Origin of the sequence: Kitasatospora sp. NPDC091335, from assembly GCF_044757205.1 — a bacterium.
In the GTDB taxonomy this organism is placed as follows: Bacteria; Actinomycetota; Actinomycetes; order Streptomycetales; family Streptomycetaceae; genus Kitasatospora.
Genome location: NZ_JBIVUM010000003.1, coordinates 139,482 through 161,526, shown reverse-complemented (window position 1 = coordinate 161,526; position 22,045 = coordinate 139,482). Strand labels below are relative to the sequence as shown.

The 22,045-nt window shown below is 74.3% G+C and carries 20 protein-coding genes and 2 pseudogenes; 9 read left to right on the top strand and 13 right to left on the bottom strand.

Going from position 1 to position 22,045, the window contains the following annotated elements; all coding sequences use genetic code 11:
• Positions 1 to 17 precede the first annotated feature (17 nt).
• Both ACIQOW_RS09365 and ACIQOW_RS09360 read right to left on the bottom strand, forming a co-directional pair.
• A complete protein-coding gene (locus ACIQOW_RS09365; protein ID WP_401081741.1) occupies positions 18 to 983 on the bottom strand; it encodes an alpha/beta hydrolase in 966 nt (321 codons plus the stop codon).
• 170 nt (positions 984 to 1,153) lie between these two features.
• Complete coding sequence (locus ACIQOW_RS09360; RefSeq protein ID WP_401082852.1) at positions 1,154 to 1,645, bottom strand: STAS domain-containing protein; 492 nt, start codon at positions 1,643 to 1,645, stop codon at positions 1,154 to 1,156.
• A gap of 166 nt (positions 1,646 to 1,811) precedes the next feature.
• Here ACIQOW_RS09360 and ACIQOW_RS09355 point away from each other — a divergent pair, with 166 nt between their 5' ends.
• From ACIQOW_RS09355 to ACIQOW_RS09340, 4 genes are all read left to right on the top strand, one after another.
• Positions 1,812 to 2,105 carry a helix-turn-helix transcriptional regulator gene (locus ACIQOW_RS09355; RefSeq protein ID WP_401081738.1) on the top strand — a complete coding sequence of 98 codons (294 nt, stop codon included), beginning with the start codon at positions 1,812 to 1,814 and terminating at the stop codon, positions 2,103 to 2,105.
• 359 nt (positions 2,106 to 2,464) lie between these two features.
• Complete coding sequence (locus ACIQOW_RS09350; protein ID WP_401081736.1) at positions 2,465 to 2,761, top strand: WhiB family transcriptional regulator; 297 nt, start codon at positions 2,465 to 2,467, stop codon at positions 2,759 to 2,761.
• 147 nt (positions 2,762 to 2,908) lie between these two features.
• A complete protein-coding gene (locus ACIQOW_RS09345) occupies positions 2,909 to 4,984 on the top strand; it encodes a HEAT repeat domain-containing protein (RefSeq protein WP_401081733.1) in 2,076 nt (691 codons plus the stop codon).
• Positions 4,985 to 5,131: 147 nt separating this feature from the next.
• Positions 5,132 to 6,580 (top strand): WGR domain-containing protein, encoded by a 1,449-nt coding sequence (locus ACIQOW_RS09340; protein ID WP_401081730.1) that lies wholly within the window; start codon positions 5,132 to 5,134, stop codon positions 6,578 to 6,580.
• A 111-nt stretch (positions 6,581 to 6,691) separates the two neighbouring features.
• On the opposite strand, the gene ACIQOW_RS09335 is transcribed toward ACIQOW_RS09340, so the two are convergent.
• The 4 genes from ACIQOW_RS09335 to ACIQOW_RS09320 all read right to left on the bottom strand — a co-directional run bounded on the left by ACIQOW_RS09335 (position 6,692) and on the right by ACIQOW_RS09320 (position 11,389).
• Complete coding sequence (locus ACIQOW_RS09335) at positions 6,692 to 7,699, bottom strand: NADP-dependent oxidoreductase (RefSeq protein WP_401081727.1); 1,008 nt, start codon at positions 7,697 to 7,699, stop codon at positions 6,692 to 6,694.
• 371 nt (positions 7,700 to 8,070) lie between these two features.
• The gene (locus ACIQOW_RS09330; protein ID WP_401081724.1) at positions 8,071 to 9,108 is read right to left on the bottom strand and encodes an LLM class flavin-dependent oxidoreductase; all 1,038 of its coding nucleotides are present in this window, start codon (positions 9,106 to 9,108) and stop codon (positions 8,071 to 8,073) included.
• 208 nt (positions 9,109 to 9,316) lie between these two features.
• On the bottom strand, positions 9,317 to 9,706 hold the full coding sequence (locus ACIQOW_RS09325) for an SCO5389 family protein (protein WP_188296784.1): 390 nt from the start codon (positions 9,704 to 9,706) through the stop codon (positions 9,317 to 9,319).
• Between the two features lie 138 nt (positions 9,707 to 9,844).
• Entirely contained in the window at positions 9,845 to 11,389 is a 1,545-nt protein-coding gene (locus ACIQOW_RS09320; protein ID WP_401081720.1) for an MFS transporter, read from the bottom strand.
• 148 nt (positions 11,390 to 11,537) lie between these two features.
• On the opposite strand from ACIQOW_RS09320, the pseudogene ACIQOW_RS09315 reads away from it, so the two are divergent.
• A pseudogene (locus ACIQOW_RS09315) lies at positions 11,538 to 11,654 on the top strand (polysaccharide deacetylase family protein); the annotation flags it as partial.
• Between the two features lie 17 nt (positions 11,655 to 11,671).
• On the opposite strand, the gene ACIQOW_RS09310 reads toward ACIQOW_RS09315, so the two are convergent.
• Positions 11,672 to 12,304, bottom strand: coding sequence for an HD domain-containing protein (locus ACIQOW_RS09310; RefSeq protein WP_401081718.1), 633 nt, complete (start codon positions 12,302 to 12,304; stop codon positions 11,672 to 11,674).
• 71 nt (positions 12,305 to 12,375) lie between these two features.
• Here ACIQOW_RS09310 and ACIQOW_RS09305 point away from each other — a divergent pair, with 71 nt between their 5' ends.
• Together ACIQOW_RS09305 and ACIQOW_RS09300 are read left to right on the top strand one after the other, a co-directional pair.
• Positions 12,376 to 13,317, top strand: a complete 942-nt coding sequence (locus ACIQOW_RS09305; protein ID WP_401081715.1) for a GlxA family transcriptional regulator — start codon at positions 12,376 to 12,378, stop codon at positions 13,315 to 13,317.
• A 212-nt stretch (positions 13,318 to 13,529) separates the two neighbouring features.
• Positions 13,530 to 15,020 carry an ATP-binding cassette domain-containing protein gene (locus ACIQOW_RS09300; protein ID WP_401081712.1) on the top strand — a complete coding sequence of 497 codons (1,491 nt, stop codon included), beginning with the start codon at positions 13,530 to 13,532 and terminating at the stop codon, positions 15,018 to 15,020.
• A gap of 109 nt (positions 15,021 to 15,129) precedes the next feature.
• Here ACIQOW_RS09300 and ACIQOW_RS09295 read toward each other — a convergent pair whose 3' ends face one another.
• The 5 genes and pseudogenes from ACIQOW_RS09295 to ACIQOW_RS09275 form a co-directional block, all read right to left on the bottom strand.
• Complete coding sequence (locus ACIQOW_RS09295) at positions 15,130 to 15,327, bottom strand: hypothetical protein (protein WP_401081709.1); 198 nt, start codon at positions 15,325 to 15,327, stop codon at positions 15,130 to 15,132.
• Complete coding sequence (locus ACIQOW_RS09290; RefSeq protein WP_401081706.1) at positions 15,324 to 15,662, bottom strand: hypothetical protein; 339 nt, start codon at positions 15,660 to 15,662, stop codon at positions 15,324 to 15,326. Before ACIQOW_RS09290 ends, ACIQOW_RS09295 begins: the two co-directional genes overlap by 4 nt.
• A gap of 261 nt (positions 15,663 to 15,923) precedes the next feature.
• Complete coding sequence (locus tag ACIQOW_RS09285) at positions 15,924 to 16,124, bottom strand: ferredoxin (protein ID WP_401081703.1); 201 nt, start codon at positions 16,122 to 16,124, stop codon at positions 15,924 to 15,926.
• Positions 16,125 to 16,127: 3 nt separating this feature from the next.
• On the bottom strand, positions 16,128 to 17,333 hold the full coding sequence (locus tag ACIQOW_RS09280; RefSeq protein WP_401081700.1) for a cytochrome P450: 1,206 nt from the start codon (positions 17,331 to 17,333) through the stop codon (positions 16,128 to 16,130).
• A pseudogene (locus tag ACIQOW_RS09275) lies at positions 17,330 to 17,596 on the bottom strand (hypothetical protein); the annotation flags it as partial. The gene ACIQOW_RS09280 and the pseudogene ACIQOW_RS09275, both read right to left, overlap by 4 nt.
• Positions 17,597 to 17,933: 337 nt before the next feature.
• On the opposite strand from ACIQOW_RS09275, the gene ACIQOW_RS09270 reads away from it, so the two are divergent.
• Positions 17,934 to 19,388 carry a carboxylesterase/lipase family protein gene (locus tag ACIQOW_RS09270; RefSeq protein ID WP_401081697.1) on the top strand — a complete coding sequence of 485 codons (1,455 nt, stop codon included), beginning with the start codon at positions 17,934 to 17,936 and terminating at the stop codon, positions 19,386 to 19,388.
• An 87-nt stretch (positions 19,389 to 19,475) separates the two neighbouring features.
• On the opposite strand, the gene ACIQOW_RS09265 is transcribed toward ACIQOW_RS09270, so the two are convergent.
• Positions 19,476 to 19,871, bottom strand: coding sequence for an ArsR/SmtB family transcription factor (locus ACIQOW_RS09265; RefSeq protein WP_401081694.1), 396 nt, complete (start codon positions 19,869 to 19,871; stop codon positions 19,476 to 19,478).
• Between the two features lie 110 nt (positions 19,872 to 19,981).
• Between ACIQOW_RS09265 and ACIQOW_RS09260 the strand changes: the two genes are divergently transcribed.
• Complete coding sequence (locus ACIQOW_RS09260) at positions 19,982 to 22,000, top strand: heavy metal translocating P-type ATPase (RefSeq protein WP_401081691.1); 2,019 nt, start codon at positions 19,982 to 19,984, stop codon at positions 21,998 to 22,000.
• The last annotated feature ends 45 nt before the right edge of the window (positions 22,001 to 22,045 follow it).

Below are 22,045 nucleotides of genomic sequence, written 5' to 3'. Positions count from 1 at the left end.
ACCGCTCGGAGCCGGGCTCACCGCCGGAGGACGCGCCGCAGCCAGCGGGTGCGGGCGTCGTGGGCGTCCTGGCTGAGGGCCGCGTGCGGGGCCAGGGTGTCGAAGCCGTGGCAGGCGCCCGGCCACACGTGCAGTTCGGCCTCGCCGCCCGCCTGCCAGATCGCGTTCGCGTAGGCGACGGCCTCGTCCCGGAACGTCTCGGCGGACCCGACCTCGACGTACGCCGCGGGCAGCCGGGACAGGTCGGTGGCGCGGGCCGGAGCGGCGTACGGCGACAGGTCGGCGGCGCCGTACCGGTGGCCGAGCACGGCCTGCCAGGCGGTGGCGTTGGAGGTGCGGTCCCAGGTGTCGTGGCCGGTCATCTGGTGGCTGGAGAAGGTGTCGCCGCGGTCGTCGAGCATCGGGCTCAGCAGCAGCTGGCCGGCCGGCACCGGACCGCCGCGGTCGCGGGCCAGCAGGGCCAGGGCCGCGGCGAGGCCGCCGCCGGCGCTCTTGCCGCCGACGACCACGCGCCGGGCGTCCACGCCCAGCCCGTCCGCGTGCCCGGCCACCCGGACGAGTCCGGCGTAGCAGTCCTCCACGGCGCCGGGGAAGCGGGTGCCGGGCGCCAGCCGGTACTCGACGGAAACGACGGCCAGGCCCAGGGGCAGCGCCCACCCGCGCAGCAGCCGTGGCAGGACGGACCACGCGTTGCCGGTCACCATCCCGCCGCCGTGCAGGTAGTACAGCAGCGGAAGCTCCTCGCGGACCCCGGCGGGCCGGGCGCTGACGAGCGTGACCTCGCCCTCGCCGTCGCCCCGCGGCACCCGCAGTTCCTCGACCTCGAACCGGCCGTCGTCGCGCAGCCGGTCGAGCGCCGGACGCGGCCGGGCGGCGGCGTCCCGTTCCTGCCAGGCCACCAGGTCCTCGGGGGTGAGCACCTGCCGGGCCCGCTCGCCGGCGGCCGTCAGGGCCGCCCGCACCTGCGGGTCCAGAGGCGGCACGCGCCGATCCGCCGATCCGTCCACCACCGGTACCCCCTCGCCGAGGGGCGCCCGGCAGCGCCCCGAACGGCACAGCCTGCCAGCCCGGCCCGCGTCGACGAGCGGCGCCCCCGCGGACGGTTCTCCCGGCCGACGCGGGAGGGCCGCCCGGCCGGGCCAGGGCGGTCCGGTCATCCGGACGGCGTGTCCGGCGGCCGGTGCCGCAGGGCTTCCTCCGCGGTGGCGTGGACCGGGAACAGCGCGGTGGTCTCGGTGAGCTCCAGGACCCGCATTGTCCTGGTGGAGGGGGCGACGAGGACGAGCGGGACGCCGGCGTCCAGGGCGCGCCGGCGGACGGTGAGGAGCAGGTTGAGGCCGGTGGAGGTGAAGAGTTCCACGCCGGCCAGGTCGACGGCGAGCAGGGCAGGGCGCCGGTCGAGTGCCGCGCCCAGGGCTCGGGCGGCCGCCGGTTCGCTGTCCAGGATCATGTCCCCGGTGAAGGAGCACACGAGGGCGTCACCGACCCGGACGGTCTCCGCCACCAGGCACGGAAGCGCCGTCGCCCGCCTCGGCCGGGCGCCCGGCTGGAGCGGCACGAGGAGCGAGCCCCGGGTGGGCTCGCCGGGCGGGCCGGTGCGTTCGGCCGGCAGGGACCCGAGTCCCTCCGGCTCGTGCCTGTTCATCGGGTCCACGCACACCATCTCCAGACGACGGCCTCCGCACGGTCGTGCTGCGGAAGCGGTGCGGGTTCTCCCCCCACTCTTCGCCCGTCCGGCAGACATGTCAACCAATGCACGAATCTTCTGTCGTGTTTCGCCTGTCAGGAAACCTGGGTCCTATCGTGGAGGCATGGACAACGGCACGGCGACCGAACGGCAGTGGACCTTCCTGACCAACCACGCCCGCGTGCTGGTCCAGATCGCCCGCGACCCGGGCATCCGGGTGCGCGACATCGCGGCCTGCTGCCTGCTCACCGAACGCGCCGTCCAGCGCATCATCGTCGACCTCGAACAGGCCGGATACCTCAGCCACGAGCGCCGCGGCCGCACCAACCACTACAGCGTCATCACCAGCAAGCAGCTCCGGCACCCCGCCGACGCCGGCCCCACCATCGCCGAACTCCTCGCCACCCTCCTGCGCTGAAGCCGCCCCGCCGCGGGCCGTTCGGCGAACCGCCGGCACCGGTCGTCGGCAGTGCCCGCCCCGGGCCCCGCGGGCCACCGTGCCCGGCCCACGGCACACCGGTGCGAGCCGGTGCCCGCTCCCCGTAGGCGAATTCGAGGGAGCGGGCCCCGGTGTTTCCTCAGGGTCCTGGGAGCCTAACGCGGGTCACTGACAACGCCCCCTCGCGATGCCGGCCGCCTCCGGTCCCGCGTCCGAGAGGGGTCTGCCGCGATGTCCGGGGATCCGGCCGCGAAGTGCCGTGCATGAACCCGGCGGATCGGGTCACACGCACGGCACACCGACCTGTGACGGTCGCTCACCTGAAGGGACACACGGCCATGACAGACGTCTCCCGACTCCCCGGGGCGGTCGAGCACCACTGGAACTGGCAGCTGAGCGCCGCCTGCCGCACTGCCGACAGCACCGTCTTCTTCCATCCGGAGAACGAGCGGGGCACCGCCGCCGAGCAGCGGGACGACGCGGCGAAGCGGGTCTGCCGCCGGTGCCCGGTGCTGGCCCTGTGCCGCCGGCACGCCCTGCTGACCCGTGAACCGTACGGCGTGTGGGGCGGGCTCACCGAGCACGAGCGGGCCGACCTGCTGGCCGGCCCCGCACGCGGGCACCGGGCGGCGTGACAGCAGGCCCCCGTGACAGCTGATCACCCGTACGGGGGTGAGCGGTCCACACGTTCCACCGAACGGCCCCCTCCGGCGGCGGAGCGGGCCACCGGGTTCACCGGCCGGCCGGTGGAGTTGTCGGTCCCGGCTGCGAGGATCGCGCCCATGGATCTCACCGCCGCCCTCGCCGGGCTCGACGACCACCCCTGGGCCGCCGTCTCGCACGCCTACGGCCCCGCCGGGGACCTGCCCGACCTGCTGCGCGAACTCGCCGAGGGCGACGACGGGGCGGCCGGGGAGGCCGTCTCCGAGCTGTACGTCAGCATCCTCCACCAGGGCACGGTGTACTCGGCAAGCGTGGACGCCGTGCCGTTCCTGGCCAGGATCGCCGCCGCCGGGATCCGGACGGTGGATGTGCTGGGCCTGCTCGGCGGGCTGGCCGAGAGCCAGGACGAGTGGGAGGCCGCCGAGGGCGCCGTCCGGGCCGCGGTGGTCGCCCAACTTCCGCTGTTGCTCCCGATGTTGTCGGATCCGGACGAGGCCGTCCGGCTGACCGCCGCCTGGGCCGTCGGCCACACCGGCGAGAGCGGGGCGGTGGCCGCCCTGCGGGAGCGCTGGGCGGCCGAGCGGGATCCGGACGTCGCCGCCGAACTGCTCGTCGCCCTCGGCCGGTTGGACCCGGGCACGGCCGCCGACGCGGCCCGGGCACTGCTCGGTGAGGAGACCGCGGTGCCACTGCGGCTGGCCGCGGTCCTGGTCTGCCTGAGGAACGGGGAACGCTGGGGGCCCGGCCACCACGCGGCCGTGCTCGGCCTGCTTCCCGCCCGCGAGCACACCGTCGACCACTACAGCCAGGACCACGAGGAACTGCTGCACACGGTCGTCGACACCCTGCTGGACCGCGACACCGACGCCGACCGCGAGGCGGCCTTCGCCCTGCTGGAGGCCGCACTCGGCGACCCGCGCCCCGAGGTGCGGGCCGAGGCCCTGTGGGCGGCCGACCACGCCTGCTACGTCTCGCGCAGCGCCCCGCCGCGGCTGATCCCGGCCATCGCCCCGCTCGCCGCCCAGGACGCGGCGGCGAGCCTGCTGGCCAAGCTCGGCCCGCTCGCCGCCGAGGCCGCGCCCCGGCTGCTCGGACTCGCGGGCCTGCCCGACGACGCGGCGGCCGACCGGGCCCTCGCCGCGCTGGTCCGGATCGACCCCCGGCAGGCCGCCCCGCTGCTGGCCCGCGACCTCGAAAGACGCCCGCTCGCCCGCGCCGCCGCAGGTGACTCCGGGGCCACGGCCTTCCCCTTCGACCGGGACCTGCTCGCCGCCGTCCGCGCCCGGCTGGCCGTCGAGGGACTCGGCAACAACGAGACCGCCAACCTGGTCCACCTGCTGCGCCAGTGGGGCCCGCGGGCGGTTGTCGGCCTGCCCGAACTGTGCGCGGTGCTGCCGCACTTCCCCTACGCGGCCTCCGCTGTCACGGCCGTCGCCGCGGGCGGCCCACCCGAGGTGCGCGACCGGGCCGCCGAGGGGCTGCGGTCCGCGGCAGGTCCGCTCCAGGTGGCCCGCGCCCACTACGACGTCACCGGCGAACCCGGCCTCCTGCTCGACGCCGTCGCCGAACGGCTGGCGTCCTCGCGCGAGCGGGCCGAGGCGGCGCAGGCCGCCGCCGACCTGGGCGCGGCCGCCGCCGGGCTGCTCCCGGCCCTGCTCGCGGCGGTCGGCGACGACCCGGAGCCGACCGCCCCGCAGCTGGACGCCGACATCGCGACGGCCCGCGCGTTCTGGCAGATCGACGGCGACGCGGAGGAGGCCGTCCGGATCCTGGCCTCCGTCCTCGACCGCACCACCGGGACACGGCTGTGGGCCCGCTGGACGGTGGTCCGCGCCCTGCGCGCCGCCGCCTCCCTCGGCGCGGCCGGCCGGGACCTGATACCCCGGCTGGAGGCGCTGCTCGACGACCCGGAGAAGGCCGCCGGCGCCGTCCTCGCGCTGCTCGACATCGCCGGCCCCGACACCGTGGACCTCGGCCGCCTCGCCGAGGCCGCGCTCCGGTCGGTCGAGTCGGGCGCCGACGTGACGGGCGGCTGCGAGGCCCTGCACACGCTCGCCGCCGCCGGGGACATCGACCTGGGCCGGTACGTCGGCGATCTCGTCGAACGCGACGGCCGGATCGTCACCTCCGGCCTCGCGTACGACATCATCAGCGAGGACGAGCGGCTGCGCGCCCTCCTGGCCGGGCTGTACTGACCCCGGGCGGTCCGCGGAGCGCCGGGACCGGCACCCGCCGGCACTCACCAGGGCCGGCTGTCGGTGCCTGGCGATAGCTTTGGTGATGTCGGCGGGCCGGTCCCGCCCGACGCCCCCATCTCCGTTTGCCCGAAAGGGGACCCCGCCGTGTCCGTCGCCGTGGAAGAGCAGGTCACGTACCTCGAACTGTCCGAGGACGAGGGGAGCGCGCACAAGTTCTACGAGGTGCGGCTCGCCGGCCAGGTGGTGACGGTGCGGTATGGGCGGATCGGTGAGCCCGGGCAGAGCAAGTCGACCACGTACCCGAGCCCGGAGAAGGCGTCCGCGTCGGCGGCCAAGAAGATCGGCGAGAAGGTCCGCAAGGGGTACGCCCCGGCCGTCCGGGGTGTGCGCCAGCGCCGGTCGGTGACCAGGCGGCAGATCGTCAGCAGCGGCTCGACCGCCCGTCAGGCGCCGCTGCTCTGGCGCTTCCGCTCCGGCTCGCCCGCCTTCGGGATCTTCGTCGGCGAGGAGCACGCCTGGGTCGGCAACGAGCGCGGCGACGTCTACACCCTCACCCACGACGGCGAGGTGACGGCCCGCTACGGCCTGCCGGACGGCGTCAAGTGCATCGTCGCGGACGACTGGTGGATCTACGCCGGCTGCGACGACGGCAAGGTGTACGACCTGGGCGGCAAGGTCCCGCGGGTGGCGTACGAGATAGCCCAGGACGTGGACATCTTCTGGCTCGACATCCACGACGGCGTGCTCGGCGTCGCCGACGAGCGCGGCGGACTGACCACGGTGGACCACGAGGACGAGTTCCAGTGGCGCCGCCAGGCCGACGGCCGGGCCGGCTGGATGGTGCGCTGCGACGCCGACGGCGTCTACCACGGCCACTCGCGCGGCGTCGCCCGCTACGACAACCGCAGCGGCGACCCGCGGTGGCACACCCCGACCAAGGGCGAGGTGCTGTTCGGCTGGCAGGAAGCCGACGAGGTGTTCGCCGGCACCGGCCGCGGCTGGGTGCACCGGCTGCGCAAGTCGGACGGTGCCGAGGTGGCCGCCTACCGCTGCGACGCCGCCGTCTTCTCCTGCGCGGCCTCCCCGGACGGCGAGTACGTCTTCGCCGGGGACAACCACTCCTCGGTGTACTGCTTCGCCGCCGACGGCACCCGGCTGTGGAAGCTCGCCACCGGCTGCGGCTCGGCGTACAGCATGCAGTACCGGGACGGCCGGCTCTACCTGGTGACCACGGACGGCTCGCTGGCCTGCCTGGACGCCAGTGAGCAGGCGGTGCGGGCGGCGGAGGGCGGCACGCTGCCGAAGACCGCCGAGGTCAAGGGCGCGGACCGGGAGCCGGTGCTGGCCGGGGCCGGACTGGAGACGGTCACGGTGACCGCCGAGAGGACCGGCGGCGAGATCGAGGTCGAGTGCGTCCAGGACGGCGCCCGGCTGCGGGTGCGGGTGGTGTCGCAGGGCTACGACCCGTCCTGGCGGGTGCAGTTCCCCAAGGACGTCCGGATCGCCGGGGCCCGCTACCTGGTCGCCGAGGTGCGGGAGTCCGCCTCCGGCGGCTTCTACCGGGCGCGCGGCGAGATCAAGCGCCTGCTCTGACCTGCCGCCTGCTCTGACCTGCCGTCGGCTCGGTGACCTGCTCTCGGCTCGGTGACCTGTCGGCCTGGTGAACTCGGGCGGCCGTACGGGGTGGCGGCCGCCCGAGGAGCCTCACGCCAGGCGCAGCACCAGCTTGCCGGTGTTCTCGCCCCGGAACAGCATCCCGAAGGTGTCCGGGAAGTCGTCCACGGTGCCCTCCACCACCTGCTCCCTGACCTTGATCCGGCCGTCCGCGATCCAGCCGGCGAGTTCGGCGGCCGCCTCCGGGTACCGGCGGGCGTAGTCGAACACCACGAAGCCCTCCATCCGGGCCCGCCGCACCAGCAGGGACAGGTAGTTGGACGGGCCCCGCACGGCGCCCTCGTTGTTGTACTGGCTGATCGCGCCGCAGACCACCACCCGGGCGTGCAGCGCCAGACGGGTCAGTGCGGCGTCCAGGACCGGGCCGCCGACGTTGTCGAAGTACACGTCGATGCCGTCCGGGGCGTGGGTGCGCAGCGCCTTGCGGACGTCCTCCGCGCGGTAGTCGATCGCGGCGTCGAAGCCCAGCTCCCCGGTGAGCAGCGCGCACTTCGCGGGGCCGCCCGCGATGCCGACCACCCGGCAGCCCTTCACCCTGGCGATCTGCCCGACCAGGCTGTCTACGGCCCCGGCGGCGCCGGAGACGACGACGGTCTCGCCCTCCTTGAGCGCCCCGACCTCCAGCAGCCCGAAGTACGCCGTCATGCCGGGCAACCCGAGGGCGCCCAGGTACGTCGACAGCGGCGCGAGCGCGGGATCGACGGTGAGCGCGCCCCTGCCGTCCGACACCGCGTACTCCTGCACCCCGAAGCTGCCGACCACGTGGTCGCCGACCCGGAACCCCGGGTGGTTGGACGCGACCACCTCCACCACCGGGCCCGCCCGCATCACCTCGCCGAGCCCCACCGGCGGCAGGTACGACGGCCGGTCGTCCAGCCACCCGCGCATCGCCGGATCCAGCGACACGTACCGCGTCCGCCCCAGGAACTCCCCGTCCCCGGGCTCCGGAACCGCCTCCTCCCCGTGCGTCCAGTCCTCCGGCCGCACCTCCCCGACCGGCCGACGGGCGAGGCGTATCTGACGGTTGGTTCCGGCCATGACATCTCCTGGAGCGCTCGGGTTCCACGGCTGCACGCGCCCGATTCCAAGCAAGCGCTTATTCCATTGACCAGAGCCGGTGATCCTCGGAAACGCCGATGGGCTTCCTCCCGTGGAAACGGAGACCATCGAGGGAGTCGCCACCCCGGTGGCGCACTCCTGGGCCCACCAGCACACCATCGACGCGCTGCCCGAGCCGTTCGAACTCGACATCGACACCAGCGAGTTCTGAGGCTGACCTCTGGTCACCCCGCGCGCCCGGGCCGACGTCGACGCGGACAGGGCGAGCCACCGCTTCCCGTGAGGCCGGTGCCAGGGCTGTGGCGCTCGTGGCGGACGTACCCGGACGGCGGCTTCCGGGGAGCCGTCCCTCAGCCCTCGGCCGGGCTCCAGCCGAGGGCGGGGCCGAGGCGGGTGGCCAGGTCGGTGAGGATCTGCACGTAGTCCTCGTGCTCGAACGAGAAGGGCAGGGCGAAGGCGACCTCGTCGACCTCGCGGTAGCCGGCGTGGGCGTGCAGCCGCTCGACCAGCTGTTCGGTGGTGCCGACCAGGTCGGGGGCGAAGAGCATCCGGGCGGGGCCCTGCGGGGCGAGGGTGCGCGGGGTGCGGGCGAGGGCGTACGCCTCGTACCTGGCGCGCTGGTCGGGGGTGGCGCTGTCGGTGGGGATGACCACCAGGCCCTGGGAGACCCGGGCGCGCTCGCCGTCGGGGTGGCGCTCGCGGAAGGCGCGGATCTGGGCGGCCTGGATGGCGGCGAAGTCGAGCGGACCCGGGCCGGCCGCGTCCTGGGTCTTCACCACGCTGCTGGTGAGCAGGTTGAGCCCCTGCTCGCCGGCCCAGCGGGCCGAGCGCAGGCTCCCGGCGCCGTACCAGAGCCGGGAGCCGAGGCCGGGGGAGTGCGGCTGGACCCGGCGGGAGTAGACCTCGATGCCCTCGGTGCCCGCGAAGTCGGAGGCGTCCTCGCCGCGCACCAGGGCGATCAGCCGTTCGGCGCGCCGGGGGCTGAAGTCCTCCTGCTCGGCGGTGTCGGGGTGGAGCGCCCCGCGCACGTGCTCGTAGTGGACGGGCGGGCCGACGCTGAAGCCGGGGTTGAGCCGGCCGCCGGAGAGCACGTCCACGGTGGCCAGGTCCTCGGCGAGCCGCAGCGGGTTCTCCCAGCCGAGCGGGGTGACGGCGGTGCCGAGCTGGATGCGGCTGGTGCGCTGGGTGGCGGCGGCGAGGACGGCGACCGGGGAGGAGATGCCGTACTGGAGGTGGCGGTGGCGCAGCCAGGCGCTGTCGAAGCCGAGCCGTTCGCCGAGGGCGATGATCTCCAGGGTGGACTCGTGGCCCCGGCGCGGGTCCGCCTCGTCGAAGAGCCCGATGGTCAGGAAGCCGAGTTTCCGCAGTGGGCGAGGGTCCGGCGACATGGTGGGCTCCGCGGGGTGAGGGCGGCCCGGGGCGGGCCGGTCTGGTGGTGCGTTCCGAACGTACGCAGGCGCCGGGCCGTGCGACAAGATCGCCGCGCGATCCCGACACCGGCCCGCAACGGGGCGCAACACGGCGACACGTGCGGCGGCTCCCACCTCCTCGGAACCTGGGTGGGAGCCGCCGCGGGCAGGTCGCGTCCGGCCGCCGTCAGCAGCTGCGCAGCTCCGGGCTCTGGTTGCGGATCTGGTTGTGCAGCGAGGTGAACTCGCGGTACGCGGCGCTGTCCTCGGTGCCCGGGCGGAAGGCACCGACGCGGTGGCAGTTGACGAAGGCGAGCTTCACGCCGAAGTGGTCCTCCAGGCTGCCGCGGATCGCGTTGCTGGCGAGCGCGCGCAGCAGCTGGGCCCGCTGCTCGTCGCTGGGCGTGGTGTTGTCGGTGGTGAACTCCTCTTCTCCGGCGGCGAGTTCGGTGCTGAGCCCGGCGACGACCTGGTAGGCGTACGGGAGCGAGGCCCGGACGGTGTCCAGGAACTCGGCCTCGTCGACGCGGCCCTGCCGGGCCTGGTCGAGGAGGGCGGGGGAGACGTCGAGCGACATGGCGGTCCTCTTTCGGGAGGGCGTGGGCTTCGATGGGCGGCGCTCACCCGCAGGTGGGCAGGCGGCAGCCGCCCGCAACGGTTTATCGAAGATGAAAACCATTGCAAGAAAGACTCTCCCGGTCACCCTGACGCCCTGTCAAGCACTGCCCCCCGAAGAGCTGACGGCGGGCGGCAGCGGCAGCCGGCCGGCCTTGATGACGAACACCGCGATCGTCACCGCCAGTGCGGCGAACACCACGCCCATCTGGAAGGCGCTGCCGATGCCGTGCACCAGCACCTGCGAGGAGTACGGCGCCGGGAGCCGGCCGGTGGCCCGGAACTGGGCGGCCTGCTGCGGGGTGGCCTGCCGCAGGAACGCGGCGGCCTGCTGCCGGGCCTCGTTGCGGCCGGCCGTGCCGTACACGGTGACGAGGATCGACAGTCCGAGCGAGCCGCCGACCTGCTGGGTGGTGTTGAGCATGCCGGTGGCGGCGCCGGTCTCGTGCGGGGCGACCCGGGAGACGGCGGTCAGCAGCGCCGGGACGAAGATCGAGCCCATGCCGAAGCCGAACATCAGGGTCGGCCCGAGGATGCCGCCCACGTAGCTGCTGTCGATGTCGATCCTGGTCGCCCAGATCACCCCGCCCAGCACCAGCAGCGAACCGGCCACCAGGAAGGGCTTGGCGCCGAACCGCACCTGGGTGCGGGCCGCGAACTGGGCGGCGGCCACGATCGCGACGCTGATCGGCAGGAACGCGAAGCCGGCCCGCAGCGGGCTGAAGCCGAGGATCTCCTGCACGAACAGGGTGATGAAGAAGAAGATGCTGAACATCGTCGCGGCCACGCAGAGCATCAGCGCGTACGCGCCGGAGCGGTTGCGGTTGCGGAACAGGTGCAGCGGGGTGATCGGCTGCGGCACCCGCCGCTCGTGGACCAGGAAGGCCGTCAGCAGCACCACGGCCAGGCCGAACGCGGTCAGCGTCACGGGGTCCGTCCAGCCGTGCGCGGAGGCGCGGATGAAGCCGTACACCAGCGAGACCATGCCCGCCGTGGCGGCGAACGCGCCGGCCAGGTCGAAGCGTCCGGGGTGCCGTTCGGACTCGTTGATGTAGAGCGGTGCCAGCAGCGCGATCGCAATGCCGATCGGCACATTGACGAAGAGCACCCAGCGCCAGGACAGCCAGGAGGTCAGCATGCCGCCGAGCAGCAGGCCGATCGCGCCGCCGGCCCCGGCGACGGCGGAGAACACGCCGAAGGCCCGGTTGCGCTCCGGGCCCTCCCTGAAGTTGGTGGCGATCAGCGCGAGCGCGGTCGGTGAGGCGATGGCGCCGCCCAGTCCCTGGAGGGACCGGGCGGCCAGCAGCCAGCCGGAGGACTGTGCGACGCCGCCGAGCAGCGAGGCCATGCTGAAGACCAGGACGCCGACGATGAACACCCGCCGCCGCCCGAGGATGTCGCCGGCCCGTCCGCCGAGCAGCAGCAGCCCGCCGAAGGTGAGGGTGTAGGCGTTGATCACCCAGGACAGGTCGGTGGTGCTGAAGCTCAGCGCCCGCTGGATGTGCGGCAGCGCGATGTTCACGATCGTGATGTCGAGCACGACCATCAGCTGTGTGGCCGCGATGACGGTGAGTGCAATCCCCGGGTGCTGGCCCCGACGTGCGGTCGCGGGCGAAGCCTCGGCCAGAGCGCGCGAGGTGGCCATGGCAGGTCCCCCAATGGGTTCGGGGGTGAACGACGGGCAGGGGACGGATTCGTTCACCACTACCGACGGTATCCCCGGGGGATAGGGAACACAATCGTTCATTACGGACATCGCGGCCCCGCCGGCACCGTGGGCGCCGTGCTCACCCGGGCCGGTCCTCGTCCACGACGGCGGCGGCAACCGTGCCCAGACCCTCGCCGCCCTCGAACAGCTCCTGCCCTGGCTCAAGGACAACGGCTACGCCTTCAGCTTCCCCCAGCGGTGAGCCGCGGGGGCCGCCGCCTACTCGCCCCAGGGGCAGGAGGCGGCGGAGCGCTCCAGCTCGGTCACGCCGCCGGCCCGGCGCTCGCGGAGCAGTTCGCCGCCGAGCGAGTGGCGGGGCGCCGCGGCGTCCGACCGGGCGGCCCGCTCCACGATCGCGTCGACGAGCGAGCGGACCATGGCCAGGCGGGGGTAGGCGGCGTGGATCCGCTCCGCCTGCCGGGAGACGAGGGCCGCGTTGCGTCCGAAGTCGGCGCCCACGCCCTCGCGGGTGAGGTGGCTCAGCAGCCCGCGGCGCTCGGCGATGCCGGGGGAGGTGTGGAGCGCGATCGCCTCCCAGACGCGGTCGATGTCGGCCTCGGGCACCTGGTGGCCGCGCAGCAGGTCGGCCGCCAGGTCGGCGCCCTCCACCTCGAAGCGGGCTTCGCCCTTCGCCAGGGTGCCGGTGCCCAGGTCGTGCAGGACGGTCGCGGCGAACAGCAGGTCACGGTCGTAGGCGGCGTCGTCCAGGCAGCCCTCGTGGGCGGCGAGGAGCTCGGCGAAGAGGAAGCTGCGCACGCTGTGGTTGGCCACCGGCGGGGTCTCGGAGGCGTGCACGGCGGCGAGGATGGCCTCGGCCAGGGGGCCGGTCGGCAGGTCGAGTGAGAAGTCCATGGCCGAAGGTTAGGAACCGGGCCCGCGGCCTCGACACTGGCACGCGGGCCATGGGTCGCTAGGATCGTGCCATGACGGCGATCGAAGCGCACCGGGTCGCGGTGCTGGCACTTCCCGGGGTCCTCCCGCTCGACCTCGGCATCCCGGTGCAGGCCTTCGGGCCTGACCCGCACTACGAGGTCACCGTCTGCACCGATCCGGCGGCCGGGCCGGTGCGCAGCGGCTGGTTCACCGTCGCCGCGGACGCCGGGCTGGAGGCGCTGGAGGGCGCCGGCACGGTCGTCGTCCCCGGCTGCCAGGACCCGGACGAGCCGCCTCCCGCCGCGGCACTGGCGGCGATCCGCTCGGCGCACGCGCGCGGAGCCCGTCTGGTGTCGATCTGCACGGGGGCGTTCGCCCTGGCGGCCGCCGGGCTGCTGGACGGGCGCCCCGCGACGACCCACTGGCTGGACGCCGCGGCGCTCCAGCGCCGGTACCCCCGGATCGACGTCCGGCCCAACCGGCTCTACGTCGACGACGGCGACGTCCTGACCTCGGCCGGCGTGACCGCGGGCGTCGACCTGTGCCTGCACATCATCCGGCGGGACTTCGGCGCCGCGGCCGCCAACGCCCGCGCCCGGGCCCTCGTCGCCCCGCCCCAACGCCCGGGCGGCCAGGCGCAGTTCATCGATCGGTTCCGGCCGCCCGACCGGGGCGAGGAACTCGCGCCGGTCCGTGCCATGATGCTCGACAACCTCGCCCGCCGGCAGACCGTGGACGAGCTGGCCCAGCGCGCGCACATGTCCCGGCGGACGTTCATCCGCCGCTTCCAGCAGGAGACGGACAGCTCCCCGATGGCCTGGCTCACCGCCGCCCGCATCGACTGGGCGCGGGAACTCCTGGAGACGACCACGACCCCCGTCGAACAGGTCGCCCGGCTCAGCGGACTGGGCAGCCCCGCCGCCTTCCGCGCGGCCTTCCACCGCCATGTCGGCACGTCCCCCGCGGACTATCGGGCCACCTTCAGGGCGTAGCGCGGCCGCGTGGGCCCGGCGCCTTCCCCGTGGGCGGCGAAACGGGCCAACTGTGCTGCTCGGACCGCGTGTTACGCATCGGTGTTCACTCGATCGAGTGCGTGTGGACGACTACCTGTGAGGCGCTGCCGGCCCTCCCGTAGCCTCGTCGCTCCGATCTCCGCCGGCTGAACGGGCGCCTGGCGCCGCGGATCGGCCGGGAGGCCGAGCTGATGCTCCTGACGGCGGCCCTGGACGCCGAGCTGTGCGCGTACGACACCGCCGGGTACAACGACCGCTGGGAGGCCGCGGACCGGGGTGCGGACGTGGCGCCCGACCTCCTCGGCGAGTCGCAGACGATCATGGCGGCCGCCGCCTCGCTGGTCGGCGCGGCCGGGGTCCTCGCCTACCTGCACCCGGTCCTGCTGCCGCTGCTGGTCCTGGCGGGCCTTCCGCAGGGCGTCGCGTCGATCCGGGCGGCCCGGGTGCACTACCTGTCGTCGGTCGAGACGAACTCCGACCGCCGGATGCTGGGCATGCTGCGCTGGTACGTCGTCGACAAGCACGCGGCCGACCAGATCCGCTCCAACACCATGGGCGGCTTCCTCCTCTCCCACTACCGGTCCACCGGGGCACGGGTGGACCGCACGATGGACCGCGCCGTCTGGAAGGGCGCCAAGGCGGCCACCGTCGGGGCGCTCGGCGGCGGTGCCGGCTCCGTGGTGGTGTGGGGCGCCCTGGTGCTGCTGATGGCGAGCGGCCGGATCAGCATCCCGTCCGCCGGGACGGCCGTCATCGGCCTCCAGACGGCCACGGCCGGCGTGCGCGGCATCATCGGCGAGGGCACCCGGCTGTTCCGTACGGGCCTCTACCTGGACGACTGGTCGGACTTCCTGGAGGAGGCCGGCGGCCATCGGATGGCGCGCGGCCGGAAGGCGCCGGGCGATCCGAAGGAGATCGCGATCTGCGCCATGGACTACCGCTACCCCGGCAGCGAGAAGAACACGCTCAGCGGGATCGACCTGACCGTCCGCCGGGGCGAGATCCTCGCGCTGGTCGGCGAGAACGGCGCCGGGAAGACGACGCTCTCCCGCGTCATCTCCGCGCTCTACCTCCCCACCGGCGGCACGGTGCGCTGGGACGGGACCGACATCGCGGACATCGAACCCGGTGCGCTCTGGGGCCGGGTGGCCGTGGTGCCGCAGGACTTCGCCCGCTGGCCGATGTCCGCCCGCGACAACATCCATCTCGGTCAGCCGGCCGCACGCGGCGACGCCGCGGTCCTCGCGGCGGCGGAGGCGGCCGGCGCGGACGAGGTCGTCGCCGGACTCCGTTCCGGCCTGGACACCCTGCTCGCCAGGGAGTGGTGGGGAGGGGAGGAGCTCTCCGGCGGCCAGTGGCAGCGCATCGCGATCGCCCGCGCGTTCCACCGGCAGGCCGGCCTCCTGGTGATGGACGAACCGACCAGCGCCCTCGACGCCCGGGCGGAGCACCGGATCTTCGCGGGCCTGCGCGGGCTCGCCCAGGACCGCGCCGTCGTCCTGGTGACGCACCGGCTCGCCAACGTCGCCATCGCCGACCGGATCGTCGTCCTCGACCGGGGCCGGATCATCCAGCAGGGGACGTTCGCCGACCTCGTCGCCGACACCGGCGGCCTGTTCCACGAGCTGTGGACCCTGCAGAACGACCGCCGGATCCCGGGCCCCCGCGCCGGGAACCCCTGACGGCCCCGCACGCCCGCCTCCTCGGCCGTCAGGCGGACGGCGTCACGCTGCTCGCGAGGGGGAGTGCGAACCGCCGGTCACCGGAGCCGCCGGTCACCGGAGCCGCCGGTCACCGGTGGCGCCGGTCCGGGAGCCGGGCGAAGTGGTGCCGGATGCGGGTGTGGCGGAACTGATAGACCGCGCCGACCTTGCGCAGCACGCCCCGCTGGTGGGCGTCCTCCAGGAACGTCATCGCCGCCCCGGGCAGCCGTCCGGTCAGCGGCAGCCAGACGCGTGCGACGACCGTCCACTGGCCCCACGCGGTCACGCTGAGCATGGTGCCGAGCCCGCCCGCGGTGTACGCGGTGAGGACCCGTCCATGGGCCCGATGAGGAGTCCGATGCACGCCCCGGAGACCAGTCCGGTCACGGTCATGCGCGTCACGAGCCGCATGGAGGTGCCCGGTTCCCACCAGGCGAGGTCGGGCTTTCCGCGCTGTTCGAGGTGCCGGGCGAGGAAGCCGAGCCAGCGGGACACCCGCTCCGGGTCCCGGCGCCGGCCCTCCCACGCCCGCCGGCGCGGCGCCACCCGGCCCGCCACCCGCTTCGCCTTGCCCACGGCCCACGCGAAGAGATACCCGACCACCAGCTCCATGCCCACCATGTTCGCTCCCTCCGCGGGACACGTTCGTCGGTGTACCGGCAGTAGCTGCGCGAGCCCGGCCGCGTGGCACGAAGCACAAAGCCCACACGCGGTCGTCGCCCGCTGGACTACCTTGTTCCCGCACGTAGTTGATGTGACGTCAGATGTCAGGTTGTCCAACCCGCGCGTGCGGTTGACGCGACGGCAGGTGTCGCGCGCGAGCGGGTTGGCGGGGCCAGGGAGGGCTGGTGGCGCAAGACCCGGGAGGCCCGGCGGGGCCGCCTAGCGGCCGGTCGACAGGGTGATCGCCGAGGCGGGGCACAGGTCGACGGCCTCGCGGACCGCCTCCAGCGCCTCCGGGGGCGGCTCGGGTTGCCGCACGAAGGACGTGCCGTCCTCCTGGCGCTGGTCGAACACTTCACCCGCCGTCAGCACGCACATTCCGGAGCCGATGCAGCGCTCGGAGTCCACGGTGATCCTCATCGGTCACGCGTCCCAGGTGACGGGGAGGCTCTTGACCCCGTAGATGTCCGCGATCTCCGGGCGCAGCGCGACGTCCTCCGGCGGGACGGCCAGGCGCAGTGTGGGGAAGCGGTCGAGCAGGGCGGGGAAGGCGACCTGCATCTCGACGCGGGCCAGTTGCTGGCCCAGGCACTGGTGGATGCCGTGGCCGAAGGCTAGGTGCCCGCCGTCCTGCCGGTGGAGGTCGAGCGCGTGGGGATCGGGGAAGCGGTCGGGGTCGCGGTTGGCGGTGTTGTACGAGAGGATCAGCCGCTCGCCGGCCCGGACGGTCCGGCCGCCGAGTTCGACGTCCTCCAGTGCCGTCCGCATGAACGTCTTGGCGACGCTCAGGTACCGCAGCAGTTCCTCCACGGCCCGGCCGGTGAGCGAGGGATCGGCGCGCAGCGCGGCCAGTTGCTCCGGGTTGCGCAGCAGCGCGAACGTGCCGAGCGCCAGCATGTTGGCGGTGGTGTCGAGCCCGGCCGCGAGCAGGATCAGGCTGATCCCCTTCAGCTCCTCGTCGGTGAGGTCGCTGTCGGTGAGGTCGCTGAGCACGTCGTCGGTGGGGTGCGCGCGCTTGGCGGCCGCCAGCTGGGCGAGGTAGTCCTGGGTCGCGGTGTAGGCGGCCAGCATGTCCTCGTCGCTGGTCTCCCCGTTCATGAACGAGTCGACCTGCTCCTGGAAGGAGTCCCGGTCCTGGTACGGCACTCCCAGCAGCTCGCAGATCACGATGGCGGGGATGGGCTTGGCGAACGCGGTCACCAGCTCCGCCGGGGGCCCGGTCTCCTCCATGGCGTCCAGGCGTTCGGTGGTGATCCGGGCGACGCGCTCGGCGAGCAGCCGCATCCGCCGTACGGTGAACTTGCCGGTCAGCGGCTTCCGGTAGCGACTGTGCAGGGGCTCGTCCATGAGGAGGAACTCGCCGGGCGGCGCCGGAGGGACCTGGATGCCCCCGTAGTCGATGGTCGGGTGGAGCATGAGCTCCTTGCGCGAGCTGAACCGGGAGTCGGCCAGCACCGACCTGACCAGGTCGTAGCCGGTGATCACCCAGCCGGGCTCTCCGCCGGGGAAGGTGAAGCGGCTCATCGGAGCGTGCCGGCGGGCGTCGGTCAGCTCGGCCGGCGGGTCGAAGGGGCAGTCGGCCCGACGTGTCGTCGGCATTGCCGCGAGGGTGTGCGGGGATTCGCTCATGGCCATTCCTCGTTTCGCGTTGCCGAGCGTTTGCGATACTGGAAAGCTACGTTGCGTTTTGACGGGGTGTCAATCGCCTTGAAGGCGATTTCCCAGGTGAGAATCGGCAAATTGATGCAATGACGCTGAATGCGAATGCAATGGCGCGTTGCAATGAAGGATGGCGAAGGCAATGCCGGCGCGGATCGGTCCCGGGCGCGGACGATGACCACCGGGCAGGTCGCGTACTGCGCGCAGTGGGTGCTCACCGAGCCGAGCAGGGCCCGGGTGAAGGTCCCGACGACCGGCCGTCAGCTGTCGAAGCCGAGGCCGAAGCGGTCCCCTTCGTGCGCGGTTCAACGTCAATGGTGTTGACGTAAGGCGCCTGCTCGGGGGATCCGGTCCGGGATCCGCGCCGTGATCGCCCCGGCGCCCGGCCGGGTGCCGGAGGGGAACGACCGCCCGGCGGCCTCGGTCGTCCCGCCTGGCCGGATCTCCGTCTCGCTCGTCATCCCCGTCCGGGCCTACGGTGTCCGGACGGCCGCCCCCAGGAGCCGAACCGGCTCCGGCGCCACATCGACCACGAGGCACCGCGCCCGTGCCCCGCACAGGAGGACCCGCATGACCACCCCGAGCCCGCAGCCGCAGCCGGTCGTCCCCACCCGCCGGGGCCAGGTGCGCGGCGAGCGCAGGGCCGACGGCAGCACCCGCTTCCTGGGCATCCCGTACGCCCGGCCGCCGGTCGGCGAACTGCGGTTCGCCGCACCCGTGCCGCCCCGGCCGTGGACCGAGGTACTGGACGCGACGGCCTACGGGCCTACGGCGCAGCGCCGCCCGTTCGGCGAGGTCACCACCATCCCCGAGCCGACCATCGCGGGCGCGGGCACCCTCAACCTCAACGTCTTCACCCCTGACCTCGCCCCGGCGGCGGGCCTGCCGGTACTGGTCTGGATCCACGGCGGCGGCTACGTGGCCGGCTGCTCGGCGAGCCCCTGGTACGACGGCACCGCCTTCAACCGGGACGGCGTGGTCGTGGTCTCGATCGGCTACCGGCTGGGCGTCGAGGGCTTCCTGCACCTGCCGGACGCCCCCGACAACCGGGGCGTGCGGGACTGGATCGCCGCCCTGGAATGGGTACGGGACAACGTGGCCTCCTTCGGCGGCGACCCGGCGAAGGTCACCATCGCCGGACAGTCGGCCGGCGGCGGAGCCGTCCAGACGCTGCTCGCCACACCGGCCGCCCGGGGGCTGTTCCGCGCGGCGATCTCGGCCTCCGGCGCCGTGATGCGCCCGCAGGACCGGGCCGCCGCCGAGGCCGTCAGCCGGGCCTTCGCCGCCCGCACCGGCGTGCCCGCCACGGCGGCCGCCCTGCGGGGCACCACCGACACCGAGCTGCTGGCCCTCCAGGACACCCTCGACGCCGGCGGGCCGGACCCCGACGGACTGCCGGCGCTGCCCGTCGCGCCCTTCGCCGACGGCGAGCTGGTACCACTGCCGGTGCCGGAGGCGCTCGCCGACGCCGGCGTTCCGCTGCTGCTCGGCTTCACCGCGCACGAGTTCGCCGCCTCGGCCGCTGAGGGCACCCCGCCGCCGCCCCAGGTGGACGAACTGCTCGGCCTGCTGGCCGGGTTGGGCCTGGACGACCGCCGGTCCGCGCGCTTCCTCGCCGAGCGGCCCGGCGCGGCCGGCGGCGACGCGATCACCGACTGGCTGTTCCGTGCCCCCGCCCTGGCCATCGCCGAGGCCCGCGGCGAGCGCCGACATCCCACCTGGCTCTACCAGTTCGACTGGTCCGGTGCCGCGCCCGGCCGCACCGGGCAGGCCTTCCACTGCATCGACCTCCCGTTCGCCTTCGACCTGCTGGACGCCGAGGGCGTCACCGCCGCCCTCGGCGCCCACCCGCCGCGGTCACTGGCCGACGCCGTCCATACCGCCTGGGTGGCCTTCGTCCGCGACCTCGACCCGGGCCCCGCCTGGCCCCCGTACGGCGACGGCCGCGCCACCATGCGCTGGCACACCGAACCCCGGGTGGAACACGACCCGCTGCGCACCGTCCGGGAGATCTGGCTCACCTGAGGGGGCCCGGAGCCCGCGCGCCCGACCCGGAGCCCCTCCGAGCCGGGCCCGTGCGGTGCCGGCGGGGCGATCGGATCGGCGCGGAGGTCAGCGGGCCGGGGCGGCGGCCGGCTCGTCCGCGTCCTGTCCGTCGAGGGCGTCGCTGAGGCCCAGCCGGAGGTGCTCGATGTGGTAGACGGCCTGGTCGAGCAGTGCGGCGACGTGGTTGTCGTAGAGCGCGTAGACGACCTGGCGGCCGTTGCGCCGGCCGACGACCAGGCCGAGGTTGCGCAGCAGGCGTAGCTGGTGGGAGCAGGCGGACTGCTCCAGCCCGACCTCGGCGGCGAGTTCGGTGGCGGCGCAGGGGCCCTCGCGCAGCCGGGAGAGGATCAGCAGGCGGGAGGGGGTGGCCAGGGCTTGCAGGGTGGTGGCCACCCGGGCAGCGCTGGTGGCGTCCAGGCGCGTGTGCGGGACGGCGGTGGCGGGGGCGGCTCCATGACCCATACGGGCCATAGTACAACTGATGAATGAAGGAGCGTTCATATGTTCATGTATCGTGAGTGGCCCATCGGCCCCGCCCTGTCCAGGCCCGCCCCGAAAGGGTCCCGCCCGCCATGTCCTTCACCACCCTGACCGAGCGCCCCGCGCCCCCGGCCGCGCCGCGACCGGACGCCGCGCCCCGGCGGCGCACCCGGGTACTCGCGCTGCCCGAGGCCCGCTGGGCCGCCGCCGCGACCGTGCTGTTCCTGGTCGCGCTGCCGCTTCAGCTGACCGGCGCGCCCGCCTGGTCCTGGGCCCCGCTGTACGCCCTCGCGTACGCCACCGGCGGCTGGGAACCCGCCTGGGCCGGGCTCCGGGCGCTGCGCGAGAAGACCCTCGACGTCGACCTGCTGATGATCGTGGCCGCGCTCGGCGCCGCCGCCGTCGGGCAGGTGATGGACGGTGCCCTGCTGATCGTCATCTTCGCCACCTCGGGCGCCCTGGAGGCTCTGGCCACCGCCCGTACGGCCGACTCGGTGCGCGGACTGCTCGACCTCGCCCCGGCCACCGCCACCCGGCTGCTGCCCGACGGCGGCGAGGAGACCGTGCCGACCGGGCGACTGGCCGTCGGCGACACCGTGCTGGTGCGGCCCGGCGAACGGATCGGCGCCGACGGGCGGGTGCTCGACGGCGCGAGCGACGTCGACCAGGCCACCATCACCGGCGAGCCGCTGCCCGTCGCCAAGCAGCCCGGCGACGAGGTGTTCGCCGGCACCCTCAACGGCACCGGCGCCCTGCGGCTGCGGGTCGAGCGGGACGCCTCGGACACGGTGATCGCCCGGATCGTGAAGCTGGTCGAGGAGGCCTCCGAGACCAAGGCGCCCACCCAGCTGTTCATCGAGAAGGTCGAACAGCGCTACTCGATCGGCATGGTGGCCGCCACCCTCGCGGTCTTCGCCGTCCCGCTGGCCTTCGGCGCGGCCTTCACCGGCTCGCTGCTGCGGGCGATGACCTTCATGATCGTCGCCTCCCCGTGCGCGGTGGTGCTGGCCACCATGCCGCCGCTGCTCTCCGCCATCGCCAACGCCGGACGGCACGGCGTCCTGGTCAAGTCGGCCGTCGTGATGGAGCGGCTGGGCCAGGTCGACGCCGTCGCGCTGGACAAGACCGGCACCCTCACCGAGGGCACCCCCCGTCTCACCGACCTGCGGCCGCTCACCGGCTCCGGCCTCACCGAGGACGAACTGCTGGCCCTGGCGGCCGCCGCCGAGCACCCCAGCGAGCACCCGCTCGCCCGCGCCGTCGTCGACGCCGCCCGCGGCCGCGGCCTGACGATCGCCGTGGCCGGGGACTTCACCTCCACCCCCGGCGTCGGCGTCACCGCCACCGTCGGCGGCAGGGCGGTCGCGGTCGGCGCGCCCGCCCGGCTGACCAGGGGGCCCGCCGTCACCGAGGCCGTCACCGAAGCGCCCGCCGAAGCCGCCACCGCAGCCACCGCGGCCGCCGAAGCCGCCGCACTGGCCGCCGGGTTGGAGGAGGCCGGCCGTACCGCCGTCCTGGTCGAGGCGGACGGTGTCCCGGTCGGCGTGCTCGGCATCGCCGACCGGCTGCGCCCGGACGCCGCCGCCACCGTCACCGCGCTGACCGGACTCACCGGCCGCACGCCGCTGCTGCTCACCGGCGACAACCCCCGCGCCGCCGCCCACCTGGCCGCCGAGGTCGGCATCGCCGACGTCCGGGCCGGGCTGCTGCCGCAGGACAAGGTCGCCGCCGTCCGGGAGCAGGAGGCGGCCGGGCGCAAGGTGCTGGTGGTCGGCGACGGCGTCAACGACGCGCCCGCGCTGGCCGCCGCCCACACCGGCATCGCGATGGGCCGGGCCGGCTCCGACCTGGCCCTGGAGACCGCCGACGCGGTGATCGTCCGCGACGAACTCGCCACCGTCCCGGCGGTGGTGGCGCTCTCCCGGCGGGCGAGGTCGTTCGTGGTGCAGAACCTCGTGATCGCCTCGGTGTTCATCACCGTCCTCGTGGTCTGGGACCTGGTCGCCACCCTCCCGCTGCCGCTGGGCGTGCTCGGCCACGAGGGCTCGACCGTCGTCGTCGGCCTGAACGGCCTGCGGCTGCTGCGCGAGGCCGCCTGGACCAAGGCCTGACCGGAGCCCGTCCCCGTGCGGGGTGGCCGTCCCACTGTCCCTGCT